Raw genomic sequence first — 22,852 nt, forward strand, 5'->3', positions numbered from 1 at the left:
ATGCCTATCGCGACACAAGACCTGGTGGTGCGGTATCCCGGCGCGCCCGCGCCGACGCTCCGGGACATCAGCCTGGAGGTGCCCGACGGCTCCTTCCTCGTCCTCGTCGGGGCCTCGGGCAGCGGCAAATCCACGCTGCTGCACTGTCTCGCGGGGCTCGTCGCGCCGACGGCCGGCGCGGTCCTCGACGACGGCGCGCCGGTGACCGCGCCGGATCCGCGCCGCGGCGTGGCCTTCCAGCGCGACGTGCTGTTCCCGTGGATGAGCGTCGCCGACAATATCGCCTTCGCCCTACGCGCACACGGGGTTCCGCGCCGGGACCGGCCAGGCCGCATCGCGGAACTGCTCGAGCTGGTGGGGCTGCCCGCGGCGGTCGGCGAGCAGCGGCCGAATCGGCTCTCCGGCGGCATGCGCCAGCGGGTCGGCCTCGCGCGGCTGCTCGCCGGGGAGCCCGCGATCATGCTCATGGACGAACCGTTCGCCGCGCTCGACGCGCTGACCCGGCTGAAGATGCAGGACCTGGTCATCGACCTGTGGACCCGGCTCGGCCGCACCGTCGTCTTCGTCACCCACGACGTCGACGAGGCGATCCGCCTGTCCGACAGCATCGGCGTGCTGCGCGAAGGCCGCATCGCGACCCACCTCACCAATCCGCTCAGCCGCCCGCGGCCCGCCGGGACGCTCGCCGACCAGCCCGGCTACAGCGACCTGCGCCGCCGCCTGCACCACGAACTGGGCATCGACCCCGACCCTCGGTAACCCCGCCCCGTAACGAAGAGAGATCACCGTGAAAAGACCTGCCCGGCTGCTCGCCGCCGTCCTCGCCGTCGGCGCCTTGGCGACTTCCCTTGCCGCGTGCGGCAACTCGGACAGCAGTGACCCCGCCACCCTCACCGTCGGCTTCGTCGTCGACCCGTCCTGGGCGCAGATTCCGGTCGCCCAGCGCGCGGGCACGTTCGACAAGCACGGCGTGCGGGTGAAGGTGGTGAACTTCCCCTCCGGCGTGGAGGCGTTGCAGGCGCTGGCCGCGCATCAGGTCGACGTCACCACCGCCGCCGACGTGCCCGCCGCGGCCACGCTGGCCCGCTCGCCGTCGCTGCGGGTCGTCGGCGACGGCTCGCGGTGGGAGGGCTCGCGCATCGTCGCCCGGCGCAGCGCGGGGATCACCACCGCCGCACAGCTCGCGGGCCGGACCATCGGCACCCCGCTCGGCACCAGTGCGGCGTACTTCGCCGCGACCACCTTGGCGGACAACAAGATTCGCGCCGACCTGGTGCAGGTGGCCCCGCAGGCGACGGTCACCGCGGCCACCCAGCGCAACGTCGACGCCGTCGCCATCTTCCAGCCGTACCAGGCCCAGGTGGTGGCGGCCCTGGGCGACGACGCCGTCGCGCTGCCCGGCGGGTCGTACCACCAGCACAGCCTCTACCTGGCGACCGACACCGCGACCAGCCGGAAGTCCGCGGCGCTCGCGGCGTTCTTCACCGCGCTCGACGAGGCGGGAGCCCAGCTCACCGCCCGGTCCGCCGACGCGGTCGCGGCCGTCGCCGAGGCCACCCAGCTCGCCCCCGACCTGCTCGCGCGGATCCTCCCCGAATTCGACTTCACCCTGCGGTTGCAGCCGGACCTGGCCGGAAACCTGACGGCACTGGCGAATTGGGCGAAGGAACAGGGCTCCGTCGACCGCTCCACCCAACTCCCCGACTACGCCACGACCCTCGACAGCCGATACCTGCCGCACGCCGGGTGAGCGCAACGGCACCGCCCACCGACCCCCGCGACGCGACGGGCTATGTTCGGTGCTTATGAGGATTCAGTTGGGTGAGCACGCGCCGGAGATCGCGGACAGCGCGTGGGTGGCGCCGAACGCGACGGTCATCGGGCGGGTGCGGCTCGCCGCCGAGGTGAGCGTCTGGTACTCGGCGGTGATCCGGGGCGACCTGGAGGAGATCGCCGTCGGCGCGGGATCCAACATCCAGGACGGGTGCGTGCTGCACGCCGACCCCGGCTTCCCGCTGACCGTCGGCACCGGAGTCTCGGTGGGGCACAACGCGATTCTGCACGGCTGCACGGTCGGTGACGACGTGCTGGTCGGGATGGGCGCCACCGTGCTGAACGGCGCGGTGATCGGCGCGGGCAGCCTGATCGCGGCCAACGCGCTCATCCCCGAGGGAGCGCAAATTCCGCCCGGATCGCTGGTGGCGGGGGTGCCCGGGAAGGTGCGCCGCGAACTCGGCGAGGCCGAACGGGACCGCATCCGCCTCAACGCGGCGGTGTACCGGCACAACACCACCACCCACCGCGACGGCGTCGAGGTGTGAGACAGCGCACATTGGTCAGGTGACCATCTCCTCCTCTTGCTAGCATTTGGCCAGCGTGCCCGGGGTTCGGACGACAGCCGAGAGATAGCTGCCGACGGCTCGCTACGCGAGGCGAGTCACGTTCGGACGACGGGCTCGCCACGTGGGCAAGCAGGAGGTTCAACGGTGGCGTACGAGCAGTCCGGTATGCACCGACCGACCGGGCGGATCAGTGTGGCCGATATCGCGGCCCAGCCCGGGGGTATCGAGGCACTACAGCGTCGGGTACACGAATTACGTTCCAGCGGAATAGATTTCGCTGCCAACGCGATCGAGCAGGAGATGACGGCGCTGAATCTGCGCTGATCGTCGCGGGGTCCGGGCGGGTGTCGACACGCCACGCTGCGGTCGCGGGCGCGTTCCGATGAGATAATGAACGCCACCCCGCCGCATCCGAAGTGACACTGCGTCCGATCGACTGGAGATTCGATGCCCTCCGTTCCCCCCATCCTGGCGCGCATCCTCGAGAAGCCGCGAGCCGACGGCGAGCAATTGCTGGAGAGCGCGCTGTCGGCGTTTCTCGATTTCGGGATCAAGCGCACCAGCATGGGCGAGATCGCGCGCCGCGCCGGCATCAGCCCCGCCACGCTGTACCGCCGCTTCGAATCGAAGAACGATCTGATCGAGGCGGTGGGCGTGCGCGAGGCGCAGCGGTTCGTCGCCGAGATCGACAAGCGCGTCGCCGAGATCACCGGCGCGACCGCCGCGGAACCGGCGACGGCCGCCGAGGAGCAGCTGGTGGAGGTATTCGTCGCGTTCATCACGCTGCTGGCGCGCAACGAGTTGCTGCGGCGGCTGCTGCGCACCGAACCGGATCTGATCCTGCCGCGGCTGACCACCGACGCGGGCCCGATCCTCGCGGTCGGGCGCGCCTACCTGGCGGACAAACTGCGCGAGTTGCAGAAGACCAATCCGGCGCTGGAGTTCGACGCCGACCTGGTCGCGGAGATCATGGCGCGGCTGGCGCAGTCGCTGGCACTGACGCCCGACGGCCTGATCCCGGTCGGCGACCAGCAGGCCGCACGCGAATTCGCCCGCCGCACACTGATGCCCATGGTGGGCGTGCCACGCACCTGACTGCCGCACGCAGACGTCCCGACCTGCCCATGGCAGCCGTGCCGCGCAACTGACCGCCGGGGCGCAGACGTCCCGACCTGCCATGGTGGGCGTGCCGCGCAGCCGACTGCCGGGGCTGGCCCGACATGCCCATGGCGAGTGGGGCTTACGTGCTGAGCGTCAGAGGCGGAAGGCCGCGGTGACGTGCTCGTCGAGGAGGCCGGGTTCGGGGGGTGGGGCTCCGTCGACGCACGCGCGCACCAGTTCCGCCAGGGCCGTGGCGGCGGGGCGGGCCGGGTCCGGCACGGGGAGGCGGGCGACGTACTGGGTGATCCAGCGCCGCCGTCCCGCGTAGAGGCGGTTGCCGCACACCGCGTCGTAGAAGCGCAGGCCCAGCGTCGAATTGGCCACGCCCATCAGGAGATACGCGAGGGTGTCGTCGCCGATGTCGGGTAGCGAGATCCAGTAGCAGTCGCCGTTGACGACGGCGCCGCTGCGGTCGAGCGCGAAGCGCGGGCGCACGCTGATGTCGGGGAACACCAGTTTCGGCCGCGACCACAGGTGCGGGCGCTGCGGCACCCAGATCTCGAACCACTCGCGCCCGCCGGCGACGACGTACCCGCGGGCGGCCAGGACGTCCTTGTGCTCGGCCAGATACGCTGCGGCCGCGGGGAATCCGGCGAGATCCACCGGGGTGCGGCGAGGCCGGGAGACGTCGTAGGGATACAGCACCCGGGTCGGGCGGGCACGCGTGATCCGCCACGGCTCCACATCGTGGTGCGTGAGCAGGTCGAGCAGCAGCTCCGCCTCCGGCCGCGGGTCCCGCTCCTCCCACCGATCGGAGATGAAGACCCGGTCCGCGGTCGTCTTGATACCCACCCGAATCCGCGCCACCTCCCCGAACGTCCGCCAGGTCCCCTCCCCCACCCGCCGCAACCACCCGTCGACCGCCGGACACGACATGCGCCAGGGGACAGCGGGATCCACCGCGGTAGGAGCTTCCGCACGGGACACAGCCGGAGCGACAACGACTTCCGCGCCGGGCGAGGGCGGGGCAGGGATGGGCTGGAGTGGTGCCGCGCCGGGCGGAAGCGGGGCAGGGGTGGGCTGGAGTGGTGCCGCGTCGGGGAGCGGTCGGCCGGCGTCGGCGAGAGTGCCTACTTCGACGGCGATCGTGCGGCCCGCGTGGGTGACTACGGTGCCGGTGGGGGCGGTGAGTGCGGTGAACAGGTCGGTGGCGGTCGGGTGGGCGGTGTCGAGTTCGTAGGCCGAGACGTAGCGGCAGGGCGCGAGCGGGCGGGCGCGGACGGCGATGGTGACGGCGGGCAGGACGGCCGCCTCGAACAGGCGGGTGTCGCCGAGGTCGTACAGCTCCACGGGCGTCAGCTCGGTGCGCAGCAGGGCGCGCAGGTTGGTGCCCGCCTTGGTGGTGAGAAAACGGTTGGCGCACAACAGGCCCAGCACGCCGCCGGGGCACAGCAGGCGCGGCATGCTCGCCACGAAGGGGTGCGTCAGGTCGATGCGCCCGCTGAGTCCGAACCGCAGCGCCAGCAACCGGGCCGCCGCGGTACCCAACTGCTGCGTGCGGACATATGGCGGATTGGTGATCATGGCATCGAAGCTGCCCGACGCCAATTCCTCGGCGGCACAGAGAAAGTCCTCGGCGTGCCACTCGATGCCCGGCCCGCTCGCCCGCCGCCGCGCCACCCGCACGGCGTCCGCGTCGAGGTCGAATCCGGTCAGCCGCACCGTGGTTCGCGGAAAGCGCCGCGCCAGCACTTCGCGCATCGCCAGCAGCAATTCGCCGTCGCCGCAGGCCGGATCCAGCACCCGCAGCTCATCCCGGTCGACGACGTGCTCGGCCACCCGCTCGGCCAAGAATCGCGCCAGCCGCTCGGGCGTGTAGTGCCGGCCGTGCCGTTTGCGCGCGCCCGCCCCGCCGGACCCCGCACCCGCCCGCCGGTCGGCCGATCCCTGACCCCGGCCCGCCATACCGCGCATTGTGCCCGCCCCCGCGGCACACCGTGCGCAACCGAGAAAACCGCACTGAACTCGAAAGAAACAAGGGACGTCGGCCGAACTGCGCGGTCCTTCTACCTCACATAGATGCGTGCGGCCGCCACATGGTTGCCGCGGCCGATCTCGAGTTCGGCGATGCCGCGGGCCGTGCGGGTGTGGACGGTCGCGGTGACGAAACGGCCTGCGGTGATGGGCTTTTCGACGCGCAGTGCGGTGGCGTGGGCGAGGAAGCCCTCGATGCCGACGGGGGTGCCGCACCAAGTGAGGGTGGCGTCCAGCGCCAGCGCCGCCCGGAACGCGGAGCCGTCACCGCGGCTCGCGGCCGCCAGCAGCGCCGTGGCCGCGCGCCGCCCGCCCGCGCCGACCCGCACGAAGCCGCGGGCGAACCCCAGCGCGCCGCCGAGACCTTGGTTGCCGAGCAGCTGCGGTGCCAGTTTCGCCGCGGCGAGCAGTCCCGGCACCCCCGCGACCAGCAGCTGGCCGACCATCACGGGCAGCTCCCAGTGCGCGCGCAACTCCCGGATCCGCAGCTCGTCGCCCGCCTGCACGAGGTCATAGCGCAGGTGCATGGGCACCCGCAGGGTCACGCCGGTCGACATGGTCGTCTCGATGACCAGGTCGCGGTAGACGGTCATGCCGCAGACCACGTCGTGCGCCACCCGGAAGGCGATCCCGTTGGGCGCGATGAAGGTGTCGTAGAACCGTTCGATCGCCGCGGTCCCGCGGTGCGGTCGCGCGCCGACCGGATCCGCCACCAGAGCATCGCCCGCGAACAGCGCCACCCACGCACCCCGGTCGTGGGCGGCGACGGCCTGCGGCGACCGCTCGACGGTCGCCAGCAGCTCGGCAGCGGATGCGGTGGCGGACATGACTCCCCTTAACGCGTCGGAACGATCGGGCACCCCCACCAACCTATAACGCGTTCTAGTTCCGGACAGCTGACCCGCCAATATTCTTTACCGCCGGACCACCACGACCGGGCATTCCGCCGACTGCACCAGTGCCGCGCTGGTGGAACCCAGCAGCATGCCGGTGAAACCGCCGCGGCCGTGGCTGCCGACCACGAGCAGTTGCGCGTGCTCGGACTCCTCCAGCAGCGAGCGAACGGGGCGGTCCCGGACCAGGATTCGGCGGACCTCGACCTCCGGGTAGCGCTCGGCGTGCCCTGCCAGGGCCTCGGCCAGTACCGCGTCCTCGGAGTCGTGGATCGCGTCCCAGCCGCTGATCGACACGTCCAGGCCGGCGCTGATGTCCGTCCACGCGTGCAGGGCCACCAGGCCGACCTTGCGCCGCGACGCCTCCGCGAAGGCCAGCTCGATCGCGGGCACGCTGTTCTCGCTGCCGTCGACGCCGACCAGCACCGGCTTGCCCGCCGTCGCCGGGTCGGTCGCCGCCGCCCGCACCACCGCGACGGGGCAGTGCGCGTGCCGGGTCACGGCCGTGCTCACCGAGCCGAGCAGCTCGCGGCGGAACGCGCCCAGACCGCGGCTGCCGACCACCAGCAGGCGGGCGTGGCGGGAACGGTCGACCAGCACCGGGATGATCGGCTCGGTGACCACCTCGGTGCCGATCGCGGGCGTGTCGCCGGGCGCGGCGGCCCGGGCCGCGCGCTGTGCCTCGGCCAGGTTCCGCTCGGCGTCGTCGTGCAGCCGGGCGAGGTCGTTCTCGCTGAGCACCGGCACCGGGCCGAACCCGATCGGCAGCGACACCGAGGTGATCAGGTGCAGGTCGCAGCCGTGCAGTGCGGCGTCGGCGGCCGCCCAGGCGGCGGCGTGGTAGGACTCGGCCGAACCGTCGACCGCCGCCACGATGGGCGGGTTCGGGTCGGCCGGGGTGCCGGAAAGGTCGGTCATCGCTCGCTCCTCAGGGTTCCGATTCGTCGTCGCGACGGATATCCGCTCGTCTCGATCATCCCGCACGCGCCGCGTTCTCCAGCCTCGCGGCGGGCGGTCGGCATCGGCACGGCCGAAGGTCATCCGTCGCCGGGTCGTCCGGCCGTGCTCGGCGTGCCGGTCCAATCAGTCGGCGCGACAGGGCGGTTCGACGAGGCGGACGCCGGTGACGATCTCCGGCTCGATCACGACCACGGCGTCGGTCGACCCGTCGACCCACGACTGCAGCAGCAGTTCGTAGCGGGCGACGAGCACGGGGTCGGTGACCGGGCGCGCGAACCCCACCACCACGACCGACCAGCCCACCCGCCGCACCGGGTCGATGTCGTCGGCCTCGTACGCCACCACCACGGGTGAGCGGCCGCGCATCTCGGAGGTCAGCTGGGCGGTGAACCGGGTGCGGAGTACCACGCTGCCGTCCTCGACCAGATGATTCACCGGCCGGATCGCCGGTAATGCGTTGCGGGTGAACACGACCCGCCCCACCACGGCCGCCGCCAGCAGCCGCATCGATTCGGCACGGTCCAGGTGCACGACGGTACGGCCACCGTCGGTGACGTCGGCCACGACGTCCTACCGTTCTCCGGCGTCGCCGCCGGCCACCCGCGCCCGTGTCGCCGCACCACCGGGATGTCGCCGCGCGCACCGACCGACCACGACCCAGCGAACCGACACCCCCGTGCCGACCTCCCCGCGCAGCTCCGCCGTCCTCACCGACACCGACCTGCTTTCCTCATGATGACCGGACGCAACTCGGTCATCTCATCATTGCGCCGACCAGGGCTGTAGGGCCATAGGTCCCATGAATGGACCTTCGGACGTCGGCCGCCGCAGCGCACGAGGGACCTTCGGCCCTACAGCGACACCCGCGCGGATTGCACTGTGGTGCTGCGCAACCCGGGTCGGTGTCGAGGAGCGAGGGGAGGTCGTGCGATGCGACGCACGTCCGCAACGTGGTGGTCCGAGGAGTTTCCCGACGTCGTCGTGCTGGTCCGCGGCCAGGTGCCCAGGCTGGAGGGTGAGCGGCTCGCCGGCGCGGTCGGGCGGCTGCTGGCGCGCTCGCACCTCGGCGGCGGGGCCCGGATCCGGGTGTCCGGCGCCAACTGCGACACCGGGCCGATGCTGGTGCAGGTGAATCTCACCGTCGCGGACCGACCCGTGCGGATGCAGACCATGACCCGCGGCCGCGGTGACATCATGCCCGCGGTGGTGCGGCTGGAACGGCAGCTCGAGACCGCGGCCGGCAGCACGCGGCGGCCGTGGCCCGATCCGAGCCGCCCGCCGCTGGCCGTGCCGGTGCCGGGCGACCTCGCCCGCCGCAAGGCCTTCGCGCTGCGCACCACCGACCCATCGGCCGCGGTGGCGGCCATGGACGCCTTGGACTACGACGCGCACCTGTTCACCCACGCGGGCACCGGCGCCGACGCGGTCGTCTACCGGGCGGGCCCGACCGGCCTGCGTCTGGCCCACCAGTACCGCACCCGTTCACCGCGAACCGTCGGCGGGCCCGGCGCCGCGCCGGTGTACTCGGTCGATCCGCACCCCGCCCCCGCGCTCACCGCCGACCAGGCCGTCGACCACCTGTGCTCGTACGGCATGCCGTTCCTGTTCTTCACCGACCCGGCCAGCGACCGCGGCCACCTGCTGTACCGCCGCTACGACGCCGACCTGGGCCTGATCACTCCCGCCCACGGCGGCGAAACACCCACTCGGCGAAGCGAATCCGCCGCGCCCGGCCGTCACCGCGCCGTCTCGGACGACCGGGGCACGATCAACCCGTAGTGCCCGTCGTAACGGTGGTAGAGCACGCAGCCGCGGCGCGAGGCGCGATCGCGGAAGAAGACGAACGGCCAGCCGGTCAGTTCCAGTCGCACGATCGCGCCCTCCACGTCCAGCACGGGCGCCGCGGCCGGGCTGCGCGCCGGGCACACCGGGCCGTCCGCCGCTCCCTCGCCCCGCGGCGTCACCTGGGCGAGGCGATAGCCCGCGCCGGTCCGGTACAGGACGCTGTCGGTCCCGGATTCGACGAACAGCCGGAAGCCGTAGTCCATCATCTCCATATCGAAGACGGCCTGGTCGTAGGTCGCGGCGCCGAGGGGAAAGGTCTTGTACCGCACCACTTCCCGCTCCACCTCCGAGCGCGGGAAGTACGGCAGCGCGGCGGCGCGGCGCTCGTGCGGGATCAGGTCGGGCCACTCGGCCCACGGCGCCCGGCGGTGCTGCCGCAGCCGGCCGAGCCGGGTGTGCAGGCGCGCGGTGAGCAGGTCGGTGGCCTCCCGGTCGCCCGGCGCGGTCACCTGCACCCGCACGTCGCGGCCACCGACATTGGCGTTCGCCTGCGCCACCACGGGCCGCTCGAGCGCGGGATCGCGGTAGCGGGTCAGCCGCACCCGCGCCGACAGCACCGGCCCGCGCGCGGAACGCAGTGTCCGCGTGACCTTTTCGCGCGCGTAGTCGGCCGCCGCGGCGGACACGTGCCGGCCGGTCGAGACTCGCGGATCCGATTCCGTCATCGTGTGCGCCCGTCCCGGAAGCCGCCGTGGCCACTCGTCCCCGACTGGAGAACTACCGGTGTCACCCCCATCCTCGCCGGTGCGCGGCATGATCGTGAGATGCCGAGGTAATCAGATGTGCCCGTCCTCCAGGGTCTTTCGTCTCTCGACTCCGCCGCGGCGGCGGTGCAGGCTCGGACTCGGACCGCCGCGGCGGATCGACTCAGGAGGATGCCATGGCGTATCGCGTGGACGTGTGCGAGGTCGCGCCGCAAGCCGTGCTGCGCCTGCCGCGCGAGGTCCGGCCGGACCGGCTCGGCGAGGACATCGCCGCGGGGATGCGGGAATTGGCGGGGACGGTGCGGCGCGCGGGGCTGACCGCCAGCGGCGCGTCCGGCATCACCTTCTTCGACGAGCAGTTCGCCGACCACGCGGTCGTGGTCGACTTCGGGGTGCCGGTCGAACCGGCGCCCACGCTGAGTCCGAGCTCCGGCGCGGAGGTGCTCGTCGTCCCCGGCATGCGGGTGGCCCGGACCTGCCATCGCGGCAGCTACGCCGACCTCGACGCCGCCTACCGCGCGCTGCGGGCCTGGGTGCGCGAGGCCGGGTACCGCCCGAGCGGGCCGCCGACCGAGGTCTATCTCGTCGGACCGGACGAGGTGAGCCGGCCGCACCAGTTGATCACCGAGATCCGCCTGCCCGTGGTCCCCTCGCCGGCCGTCACCGTCCGGCTGGACCGGCCGTTCGCGGCGACCTTGGACCTGGTCCGGAAAACGGTGGGGCGCTATGGATTCGAGGTGCTCTCCGAGATCGATGTGCGGGCCGGGCTGCGCGCGGCGCTCGGCGAGCGGATCGAGGACTACGTACTCCTCGGCCTCGACAATCCCCTGCTCACCGCGCGGGCCCTGGCCGCCGACCGGACCGCCGGCCTGCTGCTGCCCTGGCAGGTCGTGGTCCGCGCCGACGACACCGGCACGCTGGTGCAGAGCGCCGACCCCGACCTGCTGGTGCGCGTGAGCGGCCAGGAGGAACTGCGGCCGGTCGCCGAGGAGGCCCGCGGCCTGCTGACCGCCGTGCTGGACGCGCTGCGCACCGCACCGGAGTAGCCGGACCGCGCCGCGCTCACGGCAGCGGCACACACCAGCGGACCCGGGTTCCTGGGCGGTCGCCGGTGGTGAAAACCGTTGCGACCGTGCACGTTCCACCGGCCTGCTCGGCGCGGCGGGCCATATTGTCCAGGCCGCTGGGGGTGACACCGTCCGGGACGCCGCGACCGTCGTCGACCACGGAGACGATCAGTTCGTCGCCCACGCTCACCTCGACGGCCAGCGTCTCCGCGCTGGAATGGCGGACCGCGTTGCTGACCGCTTCGCGCACCACCGCCTCCGCGTCGTCGGCCAGCCAGCCCGGGACCACAGACAGCGGCCCGGCGATCCGCACCGACGTCTCGAGCCCCGATTCCGCGGTGTGCTGCCGCACCGCCTGCTCGATCCGCTGCCGCAGTCCGTGGTGGCCGGCCTCGGCCACGTGCAGGTCGAAGATCGACGTGCGGATCTCCTGCACCACCGACTGCAGATCGTCGACGGCCCCGGAGATCCGCTCCCGCACGTCCGCGCGGCGGCTGCGCGGCACCGTGCCCTGCAGCATGAGCCCGACCGCGAACAGCCGCTGGATCACGTGGTCGTGCAGATCCCGGGCGATCCGGTCGCGCTCGGCGAGCACGTCCATCGTCCGCATCCGCCGCTGGGCGTCGGCGAGTTGCATCGCCAGCGCCGCCTGGGCCGCGAAAGCCTCGGCCAATTCCAGGATTTCGTCGTCGTAGGGTCCGTTGTCGCTCGGTCGCGCCGTGACCAGCAGTCCCAGCGAGGCGTCCGGGGTGTACAGCGGGAGCATCAGCAGGGGACCGGCGCCGACACCGACCTCGGCGCCCAGCCCGGCCTCGGCGGCGTCGTCGAAACACAGTCCGCGGCGGCCGGCGAAGGCGTCGCGGGCCGCGGTGCCCGCGAGCGCGAGGTGCTCGCCCGGCTCCGCGCCGCAGCCGACCGAGTACACGATGTCGAGTTCGGTCACCTCTTCGGGCAACCGGTCCGGCTCGGCGGCCACCGCCAGGAACACCCGGTCCGAGCGAGTCAGCCGCCGGACATGGTTGACCAGGTGCGCGAATACCCGCTCCGGCGCGGTATCGGCCAGGAACTCCGTCGTCAGGTCCCGGGTCGCCTCGATCCAGGCCTGCCGGGTGCGCGCCTCCTGGTACAGCCGGGCGTTCTCGATGGCGATGCCGGCCGCGGCGGCCAGCGCCTGTACCATCACCTCGTCGTCCTCGGTGAACTGCCCGCCGCCGGCCTTCTCGGTGAGGTACAGGTTCCCGAAGACCGACTCGCGCACCCGCACCGGGACGCCGAGGAAGCTGCGCATCGGCGGGTGGCCGGGCGGGAAGCCGACCGAGGCCGGGTGGTCGGCGAGGCATTCCAGCCGAATCGGCTTGGGCTGGTCGAACAGCAGCCCGAGCACCCCGTGCCCGCGCGGCAGCGCGCCGATCCGGGTGCGGGTCGTGTCGTCGATGCCCTCGTACACGAACCGGGACAGTTCGTGGCCCTCGCCGCGCACGCCCAGCGCGCCGTAGCGGGCGTCGACCAGCGTGATCGCGGTGTGCACGATGGTGCGCAGGGTTTCCTCCAGCTCCAGGCCGGCGGTGACCGCGAACATGGCCTCGACCAGCGCGTCCATCCGGTCGCGCACGTCGATGATCTGGTCGATCCGCTCGCGGATCTCGGCCAGCAGTTCGCGCAGCCGCAGCTGTGACAGGGCGCCCCGTACCGAGTAGCGCCCCGCTTCCGGTCCGTCGATCATCTCGGCGGCAGCGGCTCGCTGTCGATCCTGCGGCACCACGACGCCTCGTCCCTCGACTGCGATTGCACCCGTACTCGACCCATAACCGTCCGCCCGTGATCAAGAGCCACGCTTCGGGACTCGGGTTGTCGACAACCGGCTTCCAGTCTAGGACAGCGGCCCTGCCGCGCGTCGAGCCTTCGACCGGCGGCTATACATCGGCGGCCCGGCGATCGCCGATCAACGCTTCCCAACACGGGGAAGAATTTCCCTCTAGTGGACGGCCCCTCAATCAATGTATCGTTGGACAACGGCACGATAGATGCGTCAACTAATGGCTCTGTCGGCCGGGGCCATCGCCGACAGCACGAAGGATTCGCCTCATGACCACCTCGCATACCGCCCATAAACTGGTCGCCACCGCCATGATCACCGCCGCCCTGGCCGTCGGGCCGGCCGCGCTGGCGCCGCAGGCGTTCGCCGCGCCGGGCGGTTCGTCCTCGGGTCACAGCGACAGTCACAGCGAGAGCCGCTCCGGCGGCACGCACAGCAGTCACGACGCGAACACCAACGGCACCGGCACCGGCCGCGCGGGCGGCAACGACGCCACGGCGCGGGCGGGCTACCCGAAGCATCCGAGCGATCCCGCCACGCAGCTCCGCCCGGGCCTGGCCGACAGCGTCGACGGCACCGCGAACGCCGTGTTCGAGCGCCAGTACTACGGCTGGTTCGCGCCCCGCGCGGACGCCGCGCCGCAGAGCCAGGCCGAGGACAGCGCGGGCAGCCACGGCTGCGTGGCCGACGCCGCCGCCCGCTGCGGCAGCTCCCGCTGACCCTGCTCCGACGACACAGTGGCCCGGTGTGCGCAGCCGCCGGGCCACTGCCGCGTCTCGGCCGGGACCCGCTCCGCCCGTAACTCTCCGGCGCGCATAGCGGCCGATGAATTCGCTTGCGGCATCGGGGATCTCACGCCGGCGACGGGCAGGTGTTACCGGCGCCGCCGGGGCCGGCGTTCGGCCTCGCGGCGCACGCGGTCGGCCAGGTCGTCGGGGATGTGGTCGATGATGCCCTTGCGGCTGGGGGTCATCAGCTTCTGCCGGATGCTCGCGACCTGGGCGTCGACCGTGCGCACCGAACTGCTGCGCCGGTGCGCGATGGCGCTGTTGGGCCAGCCCGCCGCGGCGAGCACGGCCACCTCGCGCTCGGCCTGTGACAGCATCTCCCACCGCGCCACGGGCGGAATCGGTTGCTCGGGTGCGGGTTCCGGTTCGTCCGGCGGCGCGGCGGCGGCCGCGCCGTCGAGCACGTAGCGGCGCAGCGCCTCGAATTCCGGTGTGACGCGGGTGCCCTCGGCGCGCGCCGCCGCGTAGGTCCGCTCGCCGAGGACCATGGTCGCGACGTCCGCGGCCTTGCCCAGTTCGCCGGTGATCATCGGCACCGTCTCGAACACCGACCCCATCGCCCGGTGACAGGTCTCGAAAGCGCCGACCAGCCGCGCGATCTCGATGGCCGACGCCTCGCGGGTGGCCTCGTCGCCGGCGATCGCGGCCTCCACCAGGGTGCGGCCCGCGACCATGATCCGGGCGCCGATCGCCCAGCTCACCGTCCAGATATCGCCGTCGATGAGATGGTCGGTCAGCACGCTGCGTGCCGTGGCCGCGGCCTCGCCGAGATCGCCGTAGGTGACCAGCGCGACCGCTCGGGCCAGCCGCGCCCACCCCTGCGACAGCAGCGAGCCGTTGGCGTCCGAGCGTTCGAGCAGACGGCTCGTGGTCTCCAGCGCCACCTGCTCGGTCCCCACGAAAGCGGCGGCCAGCCCGACGAATACGCTGCTCAGCTCCTCCCCCACCACATCGCCCTCGGCGGCGCCCTTGCGGCGGGCGCGCTCGAGCACCGGGATGGCCCGGGGATCGGTGTGCACGAGGATCAGCTCGAGCCCGCGGATCCACTCCACCGGGGCGGGCAGGCCGAGGTCCTCCTCGGCGACGTCGCGCCAGGTGGGCAGCTGCTCGGGCGGCAGGTAGGTGGCGGCGCACTCGTCGAGCAGGCGTGCGGTCTCGGCGATCCGGCCCTGCCACAACGCGACCCAGCCGAGCAGGGCCAGCGCCCGCACCCGCAGTTCGTCGGGGCGCGGGTCGGCGTCGCGGGTGGCCTCCACGGCCAGCGCCGTGAGGCGGGTGAGGGCGGGACCGCCGTGGGTGGCGTAGGGAATCCACATCGACAGCAGGCCGGTCGCCGTCTCCAGCGCCACCACCGCCTCGATCGGGTCGGTCAGGCCGGTCTCGATCGCGAGCAGGATGTTGTCCCAGCCCGAGCGCACCCGATCGTGCCAGGCCTGGGCCTCCGGTGTGTGCCAGATCGACTGTCCCGCAACAACCTTGTCGCGGAAGTAGCGCCGGTGCCGGGCGGCGGTGCGGGCCGCGTCGCCGCCGGCGCGGCCGCGCAGCCGGTCGTTGGCGAACACCCGCACGCTCTCCACCACGTACCACCGCACCGCCGTGGCGGTCAGGTACTCCGACAGCAGCGAACGCTCCGACAGCTGCTCGAGCAGCGGCTCGATGGTGTCGGCCGGCAGTTGGTCGTCGGCGCACACCGTGACCACGGCGTCGAGGTCGATCGCGTTGCGCAGCGCCTGCTCGTCGTCGGTCTCGCAGCCCGCGGCGAACACCGACAGCCGCTCGAGCAGCAACTGTTCCTCGGGCCCGCACAGCGCGTAGGACCAGGCGATGACGTCGTAGACCCCGCGATGGCGCGGTTCGGCGCCCGCGCGGGCGCCGTGCGTCCACTGCAGGCGCTTGTCGTCGGCGTCGCCGGTCAGTTCGCGCAGCACCAGGGCCGGCGGCCGCTGCCGCAGCCGGGCCGCGGCGAGCCGGATGAACAGCGGGTTGTGGTCGACGTGCCGGCAGATCTGCGCGGCGAGGTCGAGTTGCGCGGGATCGTCGGCGATCGGCCGGCCGGTGAGCTCGGCGCGCTGGCGGAACAGCGTGATCGAATGGGCCGCCGACAGCGGCGGCACCGGCAGGATGTACTCGTCGACCCAGCCGATCGGCTCCCGGCTGGTGGCCAGGATCGTCAGCTCCGGGTCCTGCAGCAGGGGGGCGATGATGCCGCCCACCCCGGCCAGCACGTGCTCACAGTTGTCCAGCACCAGTACTTTTCGCGTGTCCGGGCGGTCGCCGGCGGCCGGCGCCTCCCGGGTGGCGCGGCCCGCGGCGTCTATGCGGATGGCCGAGCGGATCAGATCCTCGGTCACCGATTCGGGCCCGAGTTCGGCCAACCCGACCCAGTAGACCGGCGCGTGCAGGGTGCGGTGCGCGCTGCGCAGCGCCTCGGCCGCCAGCCGCGTCTTGCCGATGCCGCCCGGACCGATCAGCGTGATCAGCCGCGCGCCTCCGGCCACCAGCGCGCGCACGCGCTCCACATCGGCCTGCCGGCCGACGAATTCGCTCGCGGTTGCTGGGATGACGGCGCCAGGTACCGGTACCACGGACATAATGAAAGAAACTAACCTACTCGGCTCGGGCTCTCGCGGCTTTTCGGTTCATACGTACCAGGTCACGCACCATGACCGGCACTACGCCCCTGGCGTTTTCGCTACCGGCCGGTAGGGGCGGCCACGCCGCGGGGCGGCATCGTCACGATACGGAAGCCGCTTGCTGATAGTGCACCTGTACGACCGCGCTGTCGAAGGTCATCACGTCGACCAGTTGCAGTCCGGCCCGGTCCATGGCCGTCGGGAACAGCGGGATCCCACCGCCGAGCAGCAGCGGATGGACGAACAGCCGGTACTCGTCGATGAGATCGTGCGCCATGAACAGCGAGGCGGCCTGCAGTCCGCCGAACAGCACCATGTCGCAGTCCGGCCGGTCCCGCAGCGCGGCGATCTCCTCGACGATGCCGTCGGCCACCACCCGGGTGTTCCAGTCCGCCCCGCGCAGCGTGCGCGAGAAGACCAGCTTCGGGGTGGTCTTCCAGCAGCGCGCGAAATCCACGTAGAACGGCGAGATGGCGGGGTCGACGTCCGCCGTCGGCCAGAACGCCGACATGATCTCGAAGGTCTTGCGCCCGTAGAGGAACAGATCGGCGGCTCGCAGTTCGTCGAGGAACGACGCGCAGAGTTCCTCGTCGACGACCGGCCAGTGCACTTGCTGATCCGGTCCCTCCGCGAAACCGTCGAGTGACATCTGCATCCAGAGCGTCACGCTTCCCATCACATACCCATCTGCCGGCACGGTGCGAAAAAGGGATTCTCGACCCTGTCACCGGTAGTGCGCATCGGTAATTCTGGATGGAAGCTACCTAAGTAGATTCGGCGTGCCGCGGCGGCTCAGAGCAGCGATCCCTCGCGGCAGGAGCTCGACGAGCGCCACGACGGCTCGGGCCGCGCGCCGTCGAAGCGCCACTGGGACACCGGACCGGCTGCGCGCCAATACAATCCGCCGCCCACCGGGACGGCCTCGTAGACGTCCTCGGTGCCCTCGATCAGCTGGTCACCGACACAGTAGTCGGTGTAGGCGGTGCCGGGCTGGCGGGCGCCGGGACTGAACCGGCCGGCCGGGTTGGTCGCGGCGCCGGGGTTGTCGACCGTGCTGCGATGCTGGGCGATGCCGCCGCGGTTCCACCGCGCGGTGCCCAGGAAATCGGTCGCGCAGGTGAAGGCCCAGCCGCCCGCGTAGACCGTCTCACCCTGCGGATAGGCGGCGTCCGCCCACAGGCACGGCGCGCCGGGCAGCTGCGCCGAGGCCGGGCCCGCCACCGCGAGCCCGAGTCCACTCGCGGCGACCACCACGGCGGCCGCGGCCGCCACCCGGGTCCGGACGCCGCGGGTCGGACACTGCTGCGCGCTACGAGGTTCCCTGCTGGTGATCATCGACGTGGTCTCCGTTCGTCTTCGCATGCCGAGTGGAACACATCGACACACGAAGTAATGTACCGTTATCTAACGGCACATAGAAGAGGTAGAGTTGTTGCCATTACTGGGAACACATGGCGGGCGGCCGGTCGGCGCGGAGAAACCCGTTCCCAGGCACGGGAAGAAGTGCGGCGGTGCCCGGCAACGGCCGGTTTATGCTGCGAAGACCACCGAACAGGATGTCGGCGGACGAAATCTTCCAGCAGCGGCACGGATTACGGAGACCTGGCATGGCGCAGCGGACGGTGAGCGGTGCCTGACGAGATCAAGCTGAAAGCGCCCGCGAATGCCCCGATTCTCGCGGCCTATGTCACGCATACCGAAAACGTGCTCAACAAGGTCCTGAAAGCGCTCGGGAACGGCTCCGCCGACTTGTCGTCCATCGACACCAAGGAGCTCGACAAGCTGGACAAGTCCGAGGACATCACCGGCGCGATGGCCGCCCAGCTCAAGGATGACCAGAAGCGGAAACAGGAATACCTGGACCATCTCAACGACCTCGACAAGCATGTCGCGGATATCGCCAAGAAATCGGCCGGCATCTCGGATCAGGCCTATCGCGACGTCAAGGCCATGGAAGGCAAGATCCAGAAAATTCTGGACGACGTCAAAATCTCCGAGAACGACACCCTGGCCTATAAGTTGCAGCGTCAGTACTCGGCGATCGTCGCCATCGACGGAGTCGTCGAGGAAACCGAGTCGACGGTCAACGACGCCCACCAGCGCTTGACCAACCAGTCGGTGGGTATGCCGCAGCATTCGGGGACCACCGGCGGCGGCTATGCCCCGGCCGCCGCACGGGTACCGCACAACAGTTCCGGCGGCTACGACGGCGGCTATACGCAGCGTGTGAGCAGCGTGTCCGGCAGCACCGAAAAGAATATGCTCAACGACGAGCAACTGCGGGCCCACATCAAGGAAGCCCTGAAGGCGCTCGGGATCACCGATCCGGTGGCGGTCGAGAACTGGACCAGGGGCTATCTGACGCTTATTTCCCGCGAATCCGGAAGTATGGACTCCTCGGGCCGGGTCACCGCTAATGCCGGCGCGATAAATCTGACCGATTCGAACGCCACGGCCGGCCACCCTTCACAGGGCCTGACCCAAACCATTCCCTCCACTTTCGAGGCGTACCACGTGCAGGGCACCTCGAATGTCATCACCGACCCGACCGCGAATATCGCGGCGAGCATGAATTACGTGATGCACCGCTACGACGTCTCGCGCGACGGGTCGAATCTGGCGGCCAACGTCCAGCAGGCGAATCCGAACGCCTCACCCAAGGGTTACTGACACAGACCCGCCCCCAACCTTGGCGAGGGTATGAGTAAAGCCAGGGTCGAGGGCGGGGCCGGCCACGGGGAAACAGTCGACGGTGCGGCGCGTTGTCCCGACGCGCCGACCGGGCACACGACCGGTGCGCCGCCGCGGCACGCACGCGCCGCCTGACACCCGGACCGGTGGCGACTCCGGTCCGCGGCCGCCGCCGCGCGCACTTGCGAGACTACCTGGCGCACAATCGATCTCGTTCCCAAGCTTGGGAAGCATCGGCGCAGGTCAGGCGCCGGGCGCGACCTCGGCCAGCTCGGTGTCCTGGTCCAGGTAGCGGGCGACCGAGCGGCTGATGAACTCCCCCGCCGCCTGCTCGGGGCAGACCCGCGTCGCCGACACGCCGGCCGCCAGTTTGGCCAGATCCGTCGTGCCGCGCTCGGAGCGGCGGAAGTCGGCCCAGGTGGTGCGCTCGAACAGGTCCACGAAGCGGCGGGCGATGCGCTCGCAATCGGCCCGCAACCGCTCCAGCTCGTCGATGATCGCGTCCGGCGGCACACCGGCGGCGGCGAACCGCTCGGCGGCGTCGAGGACCTTGTGATTGCGCACCCGGTAGGTCGAGGCGTCGACCGGTTCGTACACCCCCAGTGCGACGATCCGGGAAAGGCCTTGCGGCACCTCGGAATAGCGCTGCTCGAGTTCGGTCGCGGTGAGCGTGTCGCCCGCCGGCTCGGCCGACTCCGCGTCCGAATTGTCCGCTACGCCGAGAATATCGCCGAGGTCGTCACCGCGGTCCCAGGCTTCCAGCAACTCCTTGATGCCGTTGAGTTTGATCCCCCGATTCAACAACCGACTGATCACGCGGACCCGGTTCAGATGGTCCGGCCCGTAGAACCCCGTCCTCCCCTTCACCTGGGGCGGAGGCAGCACCCCCCGCTCGTGATACACCCGTAGGCTGCGCACGGTCGTGCCGGCGGCACGCGCCAGCTCATCGATCGTGTACTCGGTACCGGCTGTCATACTTCAAGGAAACCACACCGAAACAGGGAAGACCGTCGCAGCTGGCAGTGAGCTACCACAGAGTATCGTCGCCGGACGGCCGCGCCGGGTGCGCTGCCGGAGCGCTCCGCGGGCGCGGCGTCCCCCGGGAATTTCCTTCCCGGTCGTGGATATTCACGTGATTCGGGAGCGAACGACTCGGGGCTATCCTGCTCGATATGACAGAAATTCCGGATTCACGGCTGATGGCGGCCGACCGGGAACGCGCATTGCGCGAACTCTCCGCGCACCTCGGCTCCGGCCGATTGTCGCTCGCGGAATTCGACGAACGCAGCACCGCCGCCGCCGCGGCGACCACGAAAGCCGAACTGGCCGAGGTATTCCTGGATCTCCCGATCGCGGCACAGGCGCCCGCCGAGCACGTCGCCGGCGTGCTGCCGCGACTGGTGACGGGCACCGCCGCCGTGCTGGTCTTCGCCGTCGTCTGCGCCTGGGTGACCGGGAACTGGTGGTGGCTGGTGCTACTGGCCGCGCTGCCGCTGATCGCCCGCGTCGCGCTGCGGGCGCGGTGACGACGCGCTACCAGCGTGTCCGCGGCCGCACCTGGTTCGCCAGATCGACCAGGCGGTAGCGGTGCATCCGGTCGGACGCGGTGCGGGCCAGGTCGCGCAGGCACGCCTCGACGCCCCGGCGCAGTCCCGGCACGGTGAGCGGGAAGCCCAGCAGTTCGGCGTCCGGGTCGCGCGGCCGACCGCCGGCCCGTAGCCACTCCAGCGCCGCGCCCACCACGACCACCCGCAATTGCAGGGCCCGCGGCGCGTCCGGCAACGCCTCCAGCCGCGCGGCCGCCTCGGCCAGATCCTCCTCGGTGACGTCGGCGACCGGCCGCGACACCAGCAGCAGCGAACCCGTCAGATGCGCCACGCTGTGATGCCGCGATTCGGCGGGGACCTCGTCGAGCACGGCGACGGCCTCGGTGATCTCGCCGTCGGCGGCCAGCCGGCGGGCCAGGCCGAAGGCGGCGCTCACGACACCGTGATTGGTCCGCCACACCCGCCGGTAGTAGTCGGCGGCGGCGCGGTGCCAGAACTCGACGTCGCCCGATTCGCTCAGGTGCTGCAACACGAGTTCGGCGGTGGCGGCCAGCGCCAGCGCGGGGGCGATCTCCCCCGGCAGCATCGAATGGACCGCGTCGAAGCTGCGGTAGGCGCGCTCGAAGCGGCTGTCCAGCAGCGCGGCGATGCCGGAGTACCACTCCAGCCGCCAGTCCGCCTCGTACTTCGGGCGCAGATCGGCCAGCAGCCGCAGCGCGGGCATGATCTCGCCGAGTTCGAGGTGCGCGCGCACCGCGGTGAGCGTGCCCTCGAGCTGGAAGGACGCGGGTTCGGCGATGGTCCCGGCGGCGATCCGGTCGCGGGTGCGCCGCAGCGTGTCCAGGGCGTGCCGCGGTTCGCCGTGCAGCAGCGTGGACAGCAGGTCGGCGCTGGGGTCCTCGCTGTCGATGAGCGGCACCGGCAGCGCCGCGCACACCCGGTCGGCCTCCAGGGTCGGCATCGGCTCGGTGCCGTCCACCATGCCGTCGGTCTGCCCGATCACCGTGTCGATGCCGAAATCACCGCGCAGGGAACCGAATTCGACCGACGCCTGGGGATACTCGCGACCGGTCTCGCAGGCCATCACCATCCGCAGCACGCCGGTGAGCTGGCAGTACATCGAATAGGTGGACGGGAAACGGCGTTTCGGTTCGGGGTGGGTCGCGCGGCACAGCAGCCGGTACAGCGCGGGGTGCGCGGCCAGCAGCGGATCGTCCTCCGGCGCGGGGATGCCCGGCAGGAAGTGGCCGGTCTTGTCGCGCGGCAGGTCGAGCACGAGTGCGGCGAGCGTCCGGCCGACGGTGTAGATGTCGGAGACGACGGTCGGCCCCGTGTCGGTGATCTCCGGCGCCTGGTAGCCGGGCGTGCCGTAGATGCTGCCGTAGGACTCCATCGCCGCGACCGCGCCCAGGTCGATGAGCTTGACCTCGTCCTCGCTCACCATGATGTTGTCGGGCTTGAGGTCGTTGTACGCCAAGCCGAACGAGTGCAGATAGTCCAGTGCCGGAAGCACTTCCATGATGTAGGCGATGGCCTCGGCGATCGGGATCCGGTCCGGCGCGCGCTCGTCGAGCACCTTCTTCAGCGACTGCCCGCCGACGTACTCCATGACGATGTAGCCGTCGTCGACGTCGCGGCGGGACTTGTGCTTGACGAAGTTGTGGATCTTGACGATGCCCGGGTAGGCCACCTCGGACAGGAACTGCCGCTCCGCCAGCGCCACCACGTGCGCCTCGAAGTCGAGCGGGTTCTGCAGGCCCTTCAGCACCACCCAGCGGTCGCTGACGTTGCGGTCGACGGCCAGATAGATCCAGCCCAGCCCGCCGTGCGCCAGACAGCCCTGCACCTCGTACTGCCCGGCGACCAACTCCCCCGGCTCCAGCAGCGGCCGGAAGTTGAACGGGGAGTTGCACTTCGCGCAGACGCCGGACACCGCGCCGGGTTGCCCGTCGACCGAGCGGCCCACCGGCGCCTCGCACTTCCAGCAGAACCGCTTGGCCTCGGTCACCTCGGGCGTGGCCAGCACCGCCGAGCGCGGGTCCACCGACGCCACCTTGGGCATCTCGACCATGCCCTCGCCGAGCCGGCGCGGGCTCGGGCGCGAGCGGGCGCTGCGGCCCGAGCCGGATTCGGCCTCGGCCAGCAACCGCAGTTCGGCCTCGGTGTCGGACCTCTCCTCGCGCGCCGTCGCCGGGCCGGAGCGCTGGGTCGGCGGCGCCACGGCCCGCGAGAAGACCTCGGCCGGTGCGGTTTCGGAGACCAGCTTGCCGGTGCGGGGCCCGCCGAAGCGCTGCGCTGGGTCGACCTGGCGCCCGACCGACCAGGGATGCCCCTTGACCGGTATCTCCGTGCCGCGCATGCGCCGGTTGGCCCAGGGGTGCGGCAGCGGATGGTCGGACGTCCCGGACCGTTCCGACATGAGGAGCCTCCC

At 71.4% G+C, this 22,852-nt stretch carries 21 protein-coding genes; 10 read left to right on the forward strand and 11 right to left on the reverse strand.

Going from position 1 to position 22,852, the window contains the following annotated elements:
* The 5 genes from IU476_RS29475 (at position 1) to IU476_RS29495 (ending at position 3,437) form a co-directional block, all read left to right on the forward strand.
* Positions 1–759, forward strand: a complete 759-nt coding sequence (locus IU476_RS29475; RefSeq protein ID WP_195105559.1) for an ABC transporter ATP-binding protein — start codon at positions 1–3, stop codon at positions 757–759.
* A gap of 28 nt (positions 760–787) precedes the next feature.
* Positions 788–1,750 (forward strand): ABC transporter substrate-binding protein, encoded by a 963-nt coding sequence (locus IU476_RS29480; RefSeq protein ID WP_195105560.1) that lies wholly within the window; start codon positions 788–790, stop codon positions 1,748–1,750.
* A gap of 55 nt (positions 1,751–1,805) precedes the next feature.
* Positions 1,806–2,321, forward strand: coding sequence for a gamma carbonic anhydrase family protein (locus IU476_RS29485; RefSeq protein ID WP_195105561.1), 516 nt, complete (start codon positions 1,806–1,808; stop codon positions 2,319–2,321).
* A 165-nt stretch (positions 2,322–2,486) separates the two neighbouring features.
* The gene (locus IU476_RS29490; protein ID WP_195105562.1) at positions 2,487–2,666 is read left to right on the forward strand and encodes a hypothetical protein; all 180 of its coding nucleotides are present in this window, start codon (positions 2,487–2,489) and stop codon (positions 2,664–2,666) included.
* A gap of 123 nt (positions 2,667–2,789) precedes the next feature.
* Positions 2,790–3,437: a TetR/AcrR family transcriptional regulator gene (locus tag IU476_RS29495; RefSeq protein ID WP_195105563.1), complete on the forward strand. Its 648-nt coding sequence runs from the start codon at positions 2,790–2,792 to the stop codon at positions 3,435–3,437.
* Positions 3,438–3,596: 159 nt separating this feature from the next.
* Here IU476_RS29495 and IU476_RS29500 read toward each other — a convergent pair whose 3' ends face one another.
* From IU476_RS29500 to IU476_RS29515, 4 genes are all read right to left on the reverse strand, one after another.
* The gene (locus tag IU476_RS29500) at positions 3,597–5,408 is read right to left on the reverse strand and encodes an Eco57I restriction-modification methylase domain-containing protein (RefSeq protein ID WP_438944084.1); all 1,812 of its coding nucleotides are present in this window, start codon (positions 5,406–5,408) and stop codon (positions 3,597–3,599) included.
* Between the two features lie 101 nt (positions 5,409–5,509).
* Positions 5,510–6,304 carry a nuclear transport factor 2 family protein gene (locus IU476_RS29505; RefSeq protein ID WP_195105565.1) on the reverse strand — a complete coding sequence of 265 codons (795 nt, stop codon included), beginning with the start codon at positions 6,302–6,304 and terminating at the stop codon, positions 5,510–5,512.
* 87 nt (positions 6,305–6,391) lie between these two features.
* Positions 6,392–7,288, reverse strand: a complete 897-nt coding sequence (locus IU476_RS29510) for a universal stress protein (RefSeq protein WP_195105566.1) — start codon at positions 7,286–7,288, stop codon at positions 6,392–6,394.
* Positions 7,289–7,453: 165 nt separating this feature from the next.
* Positions 7,454–7,894 carry a pyridoxamine 5'-phosphate oxidase family protein gene (locus IU476_RS29515; protein WP_324194409.1) on the reverse strand — a complete coding sequence of 147 codons (441 nt, stop codon included), beginning with the start codon at positions 7,892–7,894 and terminating at the stop codon, positions 7,454–7,456.
* Between the two features lie 366 nt (positions 7,895–8,260).
* On the opposite strand from IU476_RS29515, the gene IU476_RS29520 reads away from it, so the two are divergent.
* Entirely contained in the window at positions 8,261–9,109 is an 849-nt protein-coding gene (locus tag IU476_RS29520; RefSeq protein WP_195105567.1) for a sigma 54 modulation/S30EA ribosomal C-terminal domain-containing protein, read from the forward strand.
* On the opposite strand, the gene IU476_RS29525 is transcribed toward IU476_RS29520, so the two are convergent.
* Positions 9,067–9,840 carry a sigma 54 modulation/S30EA ribosomal C-terminal domain-containing protein gene (locus IU476_RS29525; protein WP_195105568.1) on the reverse strand — a complete coding sequence of 258 codons (774 nt, stop codon included), beginning with the start codon at positions 9,838–9,840 and terminating at the stop codon, positions 9,067–9,069. The genes IU476_RS29520 and IU476_RS29525 overlap by 43 nt on opposite strands.
* 215 nt (positions 9,841–10,055) lie before the next feature.
* On the opposite strand from IU476_RS29525, the gene IU476_RS29530 reads away from it, so the two are divergent.
* On the forward strand, positions 10,056–10,925 hold the full coding sequence (locus tag IU476_RS29530) for a DUF302 domain-containing protein (protein ID WP_195105569.1): 870 nt from the start codon (positions 10,056–10,058) through the stop codon (positions 10,923–10,925).
* A 16-nt stretch (positions 10,926–10,941) separates the two neighbouring features.
* On the opposite strand, the gene IU476_RS29535 is transcribed toward IU476_RS29530, so the two are convergent.
* On the reverse strand, positions 10,942–12,705 hold the full coding sequence (locus IU476_RS29535) for a GAF domain-containing sensor histidine kinase (protein ID WP_324194410.1): 1,764 nt from the start codon (positions 12,703–12,705) through the stop codon (positions 10,942–10,944).
* A gap of 326 nt (positions 12,706–13,031) precedes the next feature.
* Here IU476_RS29535 and IU476_RS29540 point away from each other — a divergent pair, with 326 nt between their 5' ends.
* Entirely contained in the window at positions 13,032–13,481 is a 450-nt protein-coding gene (locus IU476_RS29540) for a hypothetical protein (protein ID WP_195105570.1), read from the forward strand.
* 155 nt (positions 13,482–13,636) lie between these two features.
* Here IU476_RS29540 and IU476_RS37145 read toward each other — a convergent pair whose 3' ends face one another.
* The 3 genes from IU476_RS37145 to IU476_RS29555 all read right to left on the reverse strand — a co-directional run bounded on the left by IU476_RS37145 (position 13,637) and on the right by IU476_RS29555 (position 17,518).
* A complete protein-coding gene (locus IU476_RS37145) occupies positions 13,637–16,135 on the reverse strand; it encodes an ATP-binding protein (RefSeq protein WP_195105571.1) in 2,499 nt (832 codons plus the stop codon).
* A 148-nt stretch (positions 16,136–16,283) separates the two neighbouring features.
* A complete protein-coding gene (locus IU476_RS29550) occupies positions 16,284–16,850 on the reverse strand; it encodes a dihydrofolate reductase family protein (protein WP_324194411.1) in 567 nt (188 codons plus the stop codon).
* A 125-nt stretch (positions 16,851–16,975) separates the two neighbouring features.
* Positions 16,976–17,518, reverse strand: a complete 543-nt coding sequence (locus tag IU476_RS29555) for a hypothetical protein (RefSeq protein WP_195105572.1) — start codon at positions 17,516–17,518, stop codon at positions 16,976–16,978.
* A 294-nt stretch (positions 17,519–17,812) separates the two neighbouring features.
* Here IU476_RS29555 and IU476_RS29560 point away from each other — a divergent pair, with 294 nt between their 5' ends.
* Complete coding sequence (locus IU476_RS29560; protein WP_324194412.1) at positions 17,813–18,853, forward strand: lysozyme family protein; 1,041 nt, start codon at positions 17,813–17,815, stop codon at positions 18,851–18,853.
* 264 nt (positions 18,854–19,117) lie between these two features.
* Here the strand turns inward: IU476_RS29560 and IU476_RS29565 are convergent, their stop codons facing one another.
* Entirely contained in the window at positions 19,118–19,849 is a 732-nt protein-coding gene (locus tag IU476_RS29565; protein ID WP_195105573.1) for a MerR family transcriptional regulator, read from the reverse strand.
* Positions 19,850–20,046: 197 nt separating this feature from the next.
* Here IU476_RS29565 and IU476_RS29570 point away from each other — a divergent pair, with 197 nt between their 5' ends.
* Entirely contained in the window at positions 20,047–20,400 is a 354-nt protein-coding gene (locus tag IU476_RS29570) for a DUF1707 SHOCT-like domain-containing protein (protein ID WP_195105574.1), read from the forward strand.
* Positions 20,401–20,407: 7 nt separating this feature from the next.
* Here the strand turns inward: IU476_RS29570 and IU476_RS29575 are convergent, their stop codons facing one another.
* Positions 20,408–22,840 (reverse strand): serine/threonine-protein kinase, encoded by a 2,433-nt coding sequence (locus IU476_RS29575; protein ID WP_195105575.1) that lies wholly within the window; start codon positions 22,838–22,840, stop codon positions 20,408–20,410.
* Between the last annotated feature and the right edge of the window lie 12 nt (positions 22,841–22,852).

The sequence above is a fragment of the Nocardia blacklockiae genome (assembly GCF_015477355.1).
GTDB lineage: Bacteria > Actinomycetota > Actinomycetes > Mycobacteriales > Mycobacteriaceae > Nocardia > Nocardia blacklockiae.

What these genes read in the sequence shown, in the direction of transcription:
- IU476_RS29475 (WP_195105559.1), top strand. Translation starts at nt 1, where the DNA reads ATGCCTATCGCGACACAAGACCTGGTGGTGCGGTATCCCGGCGCGCCC.
- IU476_RS29485 (WP_195105561.1), top strand. Translation starts at nt 1,806, where the DNA reads ATGAGGATTCAGTTGGGTGAGCACGCGCCGGAGATCGCGGACAGCGCG.
- IU476_RS29495 (WP_195105563.1), top strand. Translation starts at nt 2,790, where the DNA reads ATGCCCTCCGTTCCCCCCATCCTGGCGCGCATCCTCGAGAAGCCGCGA.
- IU476_RS29500 (WP_438944084.1), bottom strand. Translation starts at nt 5,408, where the DNA reads ATGGCGGGCCGGGGTCAGGGATCGGCCGACCGGCGGGCGGGTGCGGGG.
- IU476_RS29505 (WP_195105565.1), bottom strand. Translation starts at nt 6,304, where the DNA reads ATGTCCGCCACCGCATCCGCTGCCGAGCTGCTGGCGACCGTCGAGCGG.
- IU476_RS29510 (WP_195105566.1), bottom strand. Translation starts at nt 7,288, where the DNA reads ATGACCGACCTTTCCGGCACCCCGGCCGACCCGAACCCGCCCATCGTG.
- IU476_RS29520 (WP_195105567.1), top strand. Translation starts at nt 8,261, where the DNA reads ATGCGACGCACGTCCGCAACGTGGTGGTCCGAGGAGTTTCCCGACGTC.
- IU476_RS29525 (WP_195105568.1), bottom strand. Translation starts at nt 9,840, where the DNA reads ATGACGGAATCGGATCCGCGAGTCTCGACCGGCCGGCACGTGTCCGCC.
- IU476_RS29530 (WP_195105569.1), top strand. Translation starts at nt 10,056, where the DNA reads ATGGCGTATCGCGTGGACGTGTGCGAGGTCGCGCCGCAAGCCGTGCTG.
- IU476_RS29540 (WP_195105570.1), top strand. Translation starts at nt 13,032, where the DNA reads ATGACCACCTCGCATACCGCCCATAAACTGGTCGCCACCGCCATGATC.
- IU476_RS29555 (WP_195105572.1), bottom strand. Translation starts at nt 17,518, where the DNA reads ATGATCACCAGCAGGGAACCTCGTAGCGCGCAGCAGTGTCCGACCCGC.
- IU476_RS29565 (WP_195105573.1), bottom strand. Translation starts at nt 19,849, where the DNA reads ATGACAGCCGGTACCGAGTACACGATCGATGAGCTGGCGCGTGCCGCC.
- IU476_RS29570 (WP_195105574.1), top strand. Translation starts at nt 20,047, where the DNA reads ATGACAGAAATTCCGGATTCACGGCTGATGGCGGCCGACCGGGAACGC.
- IU476_RS29575 (WP_195105575.1), bottom strand. Translation starts at nt 22,840, where the DNA reads ATGTCGGAACGGTCCGGGACGTCCGACCATCCGCTGCCGCACCCCTGG.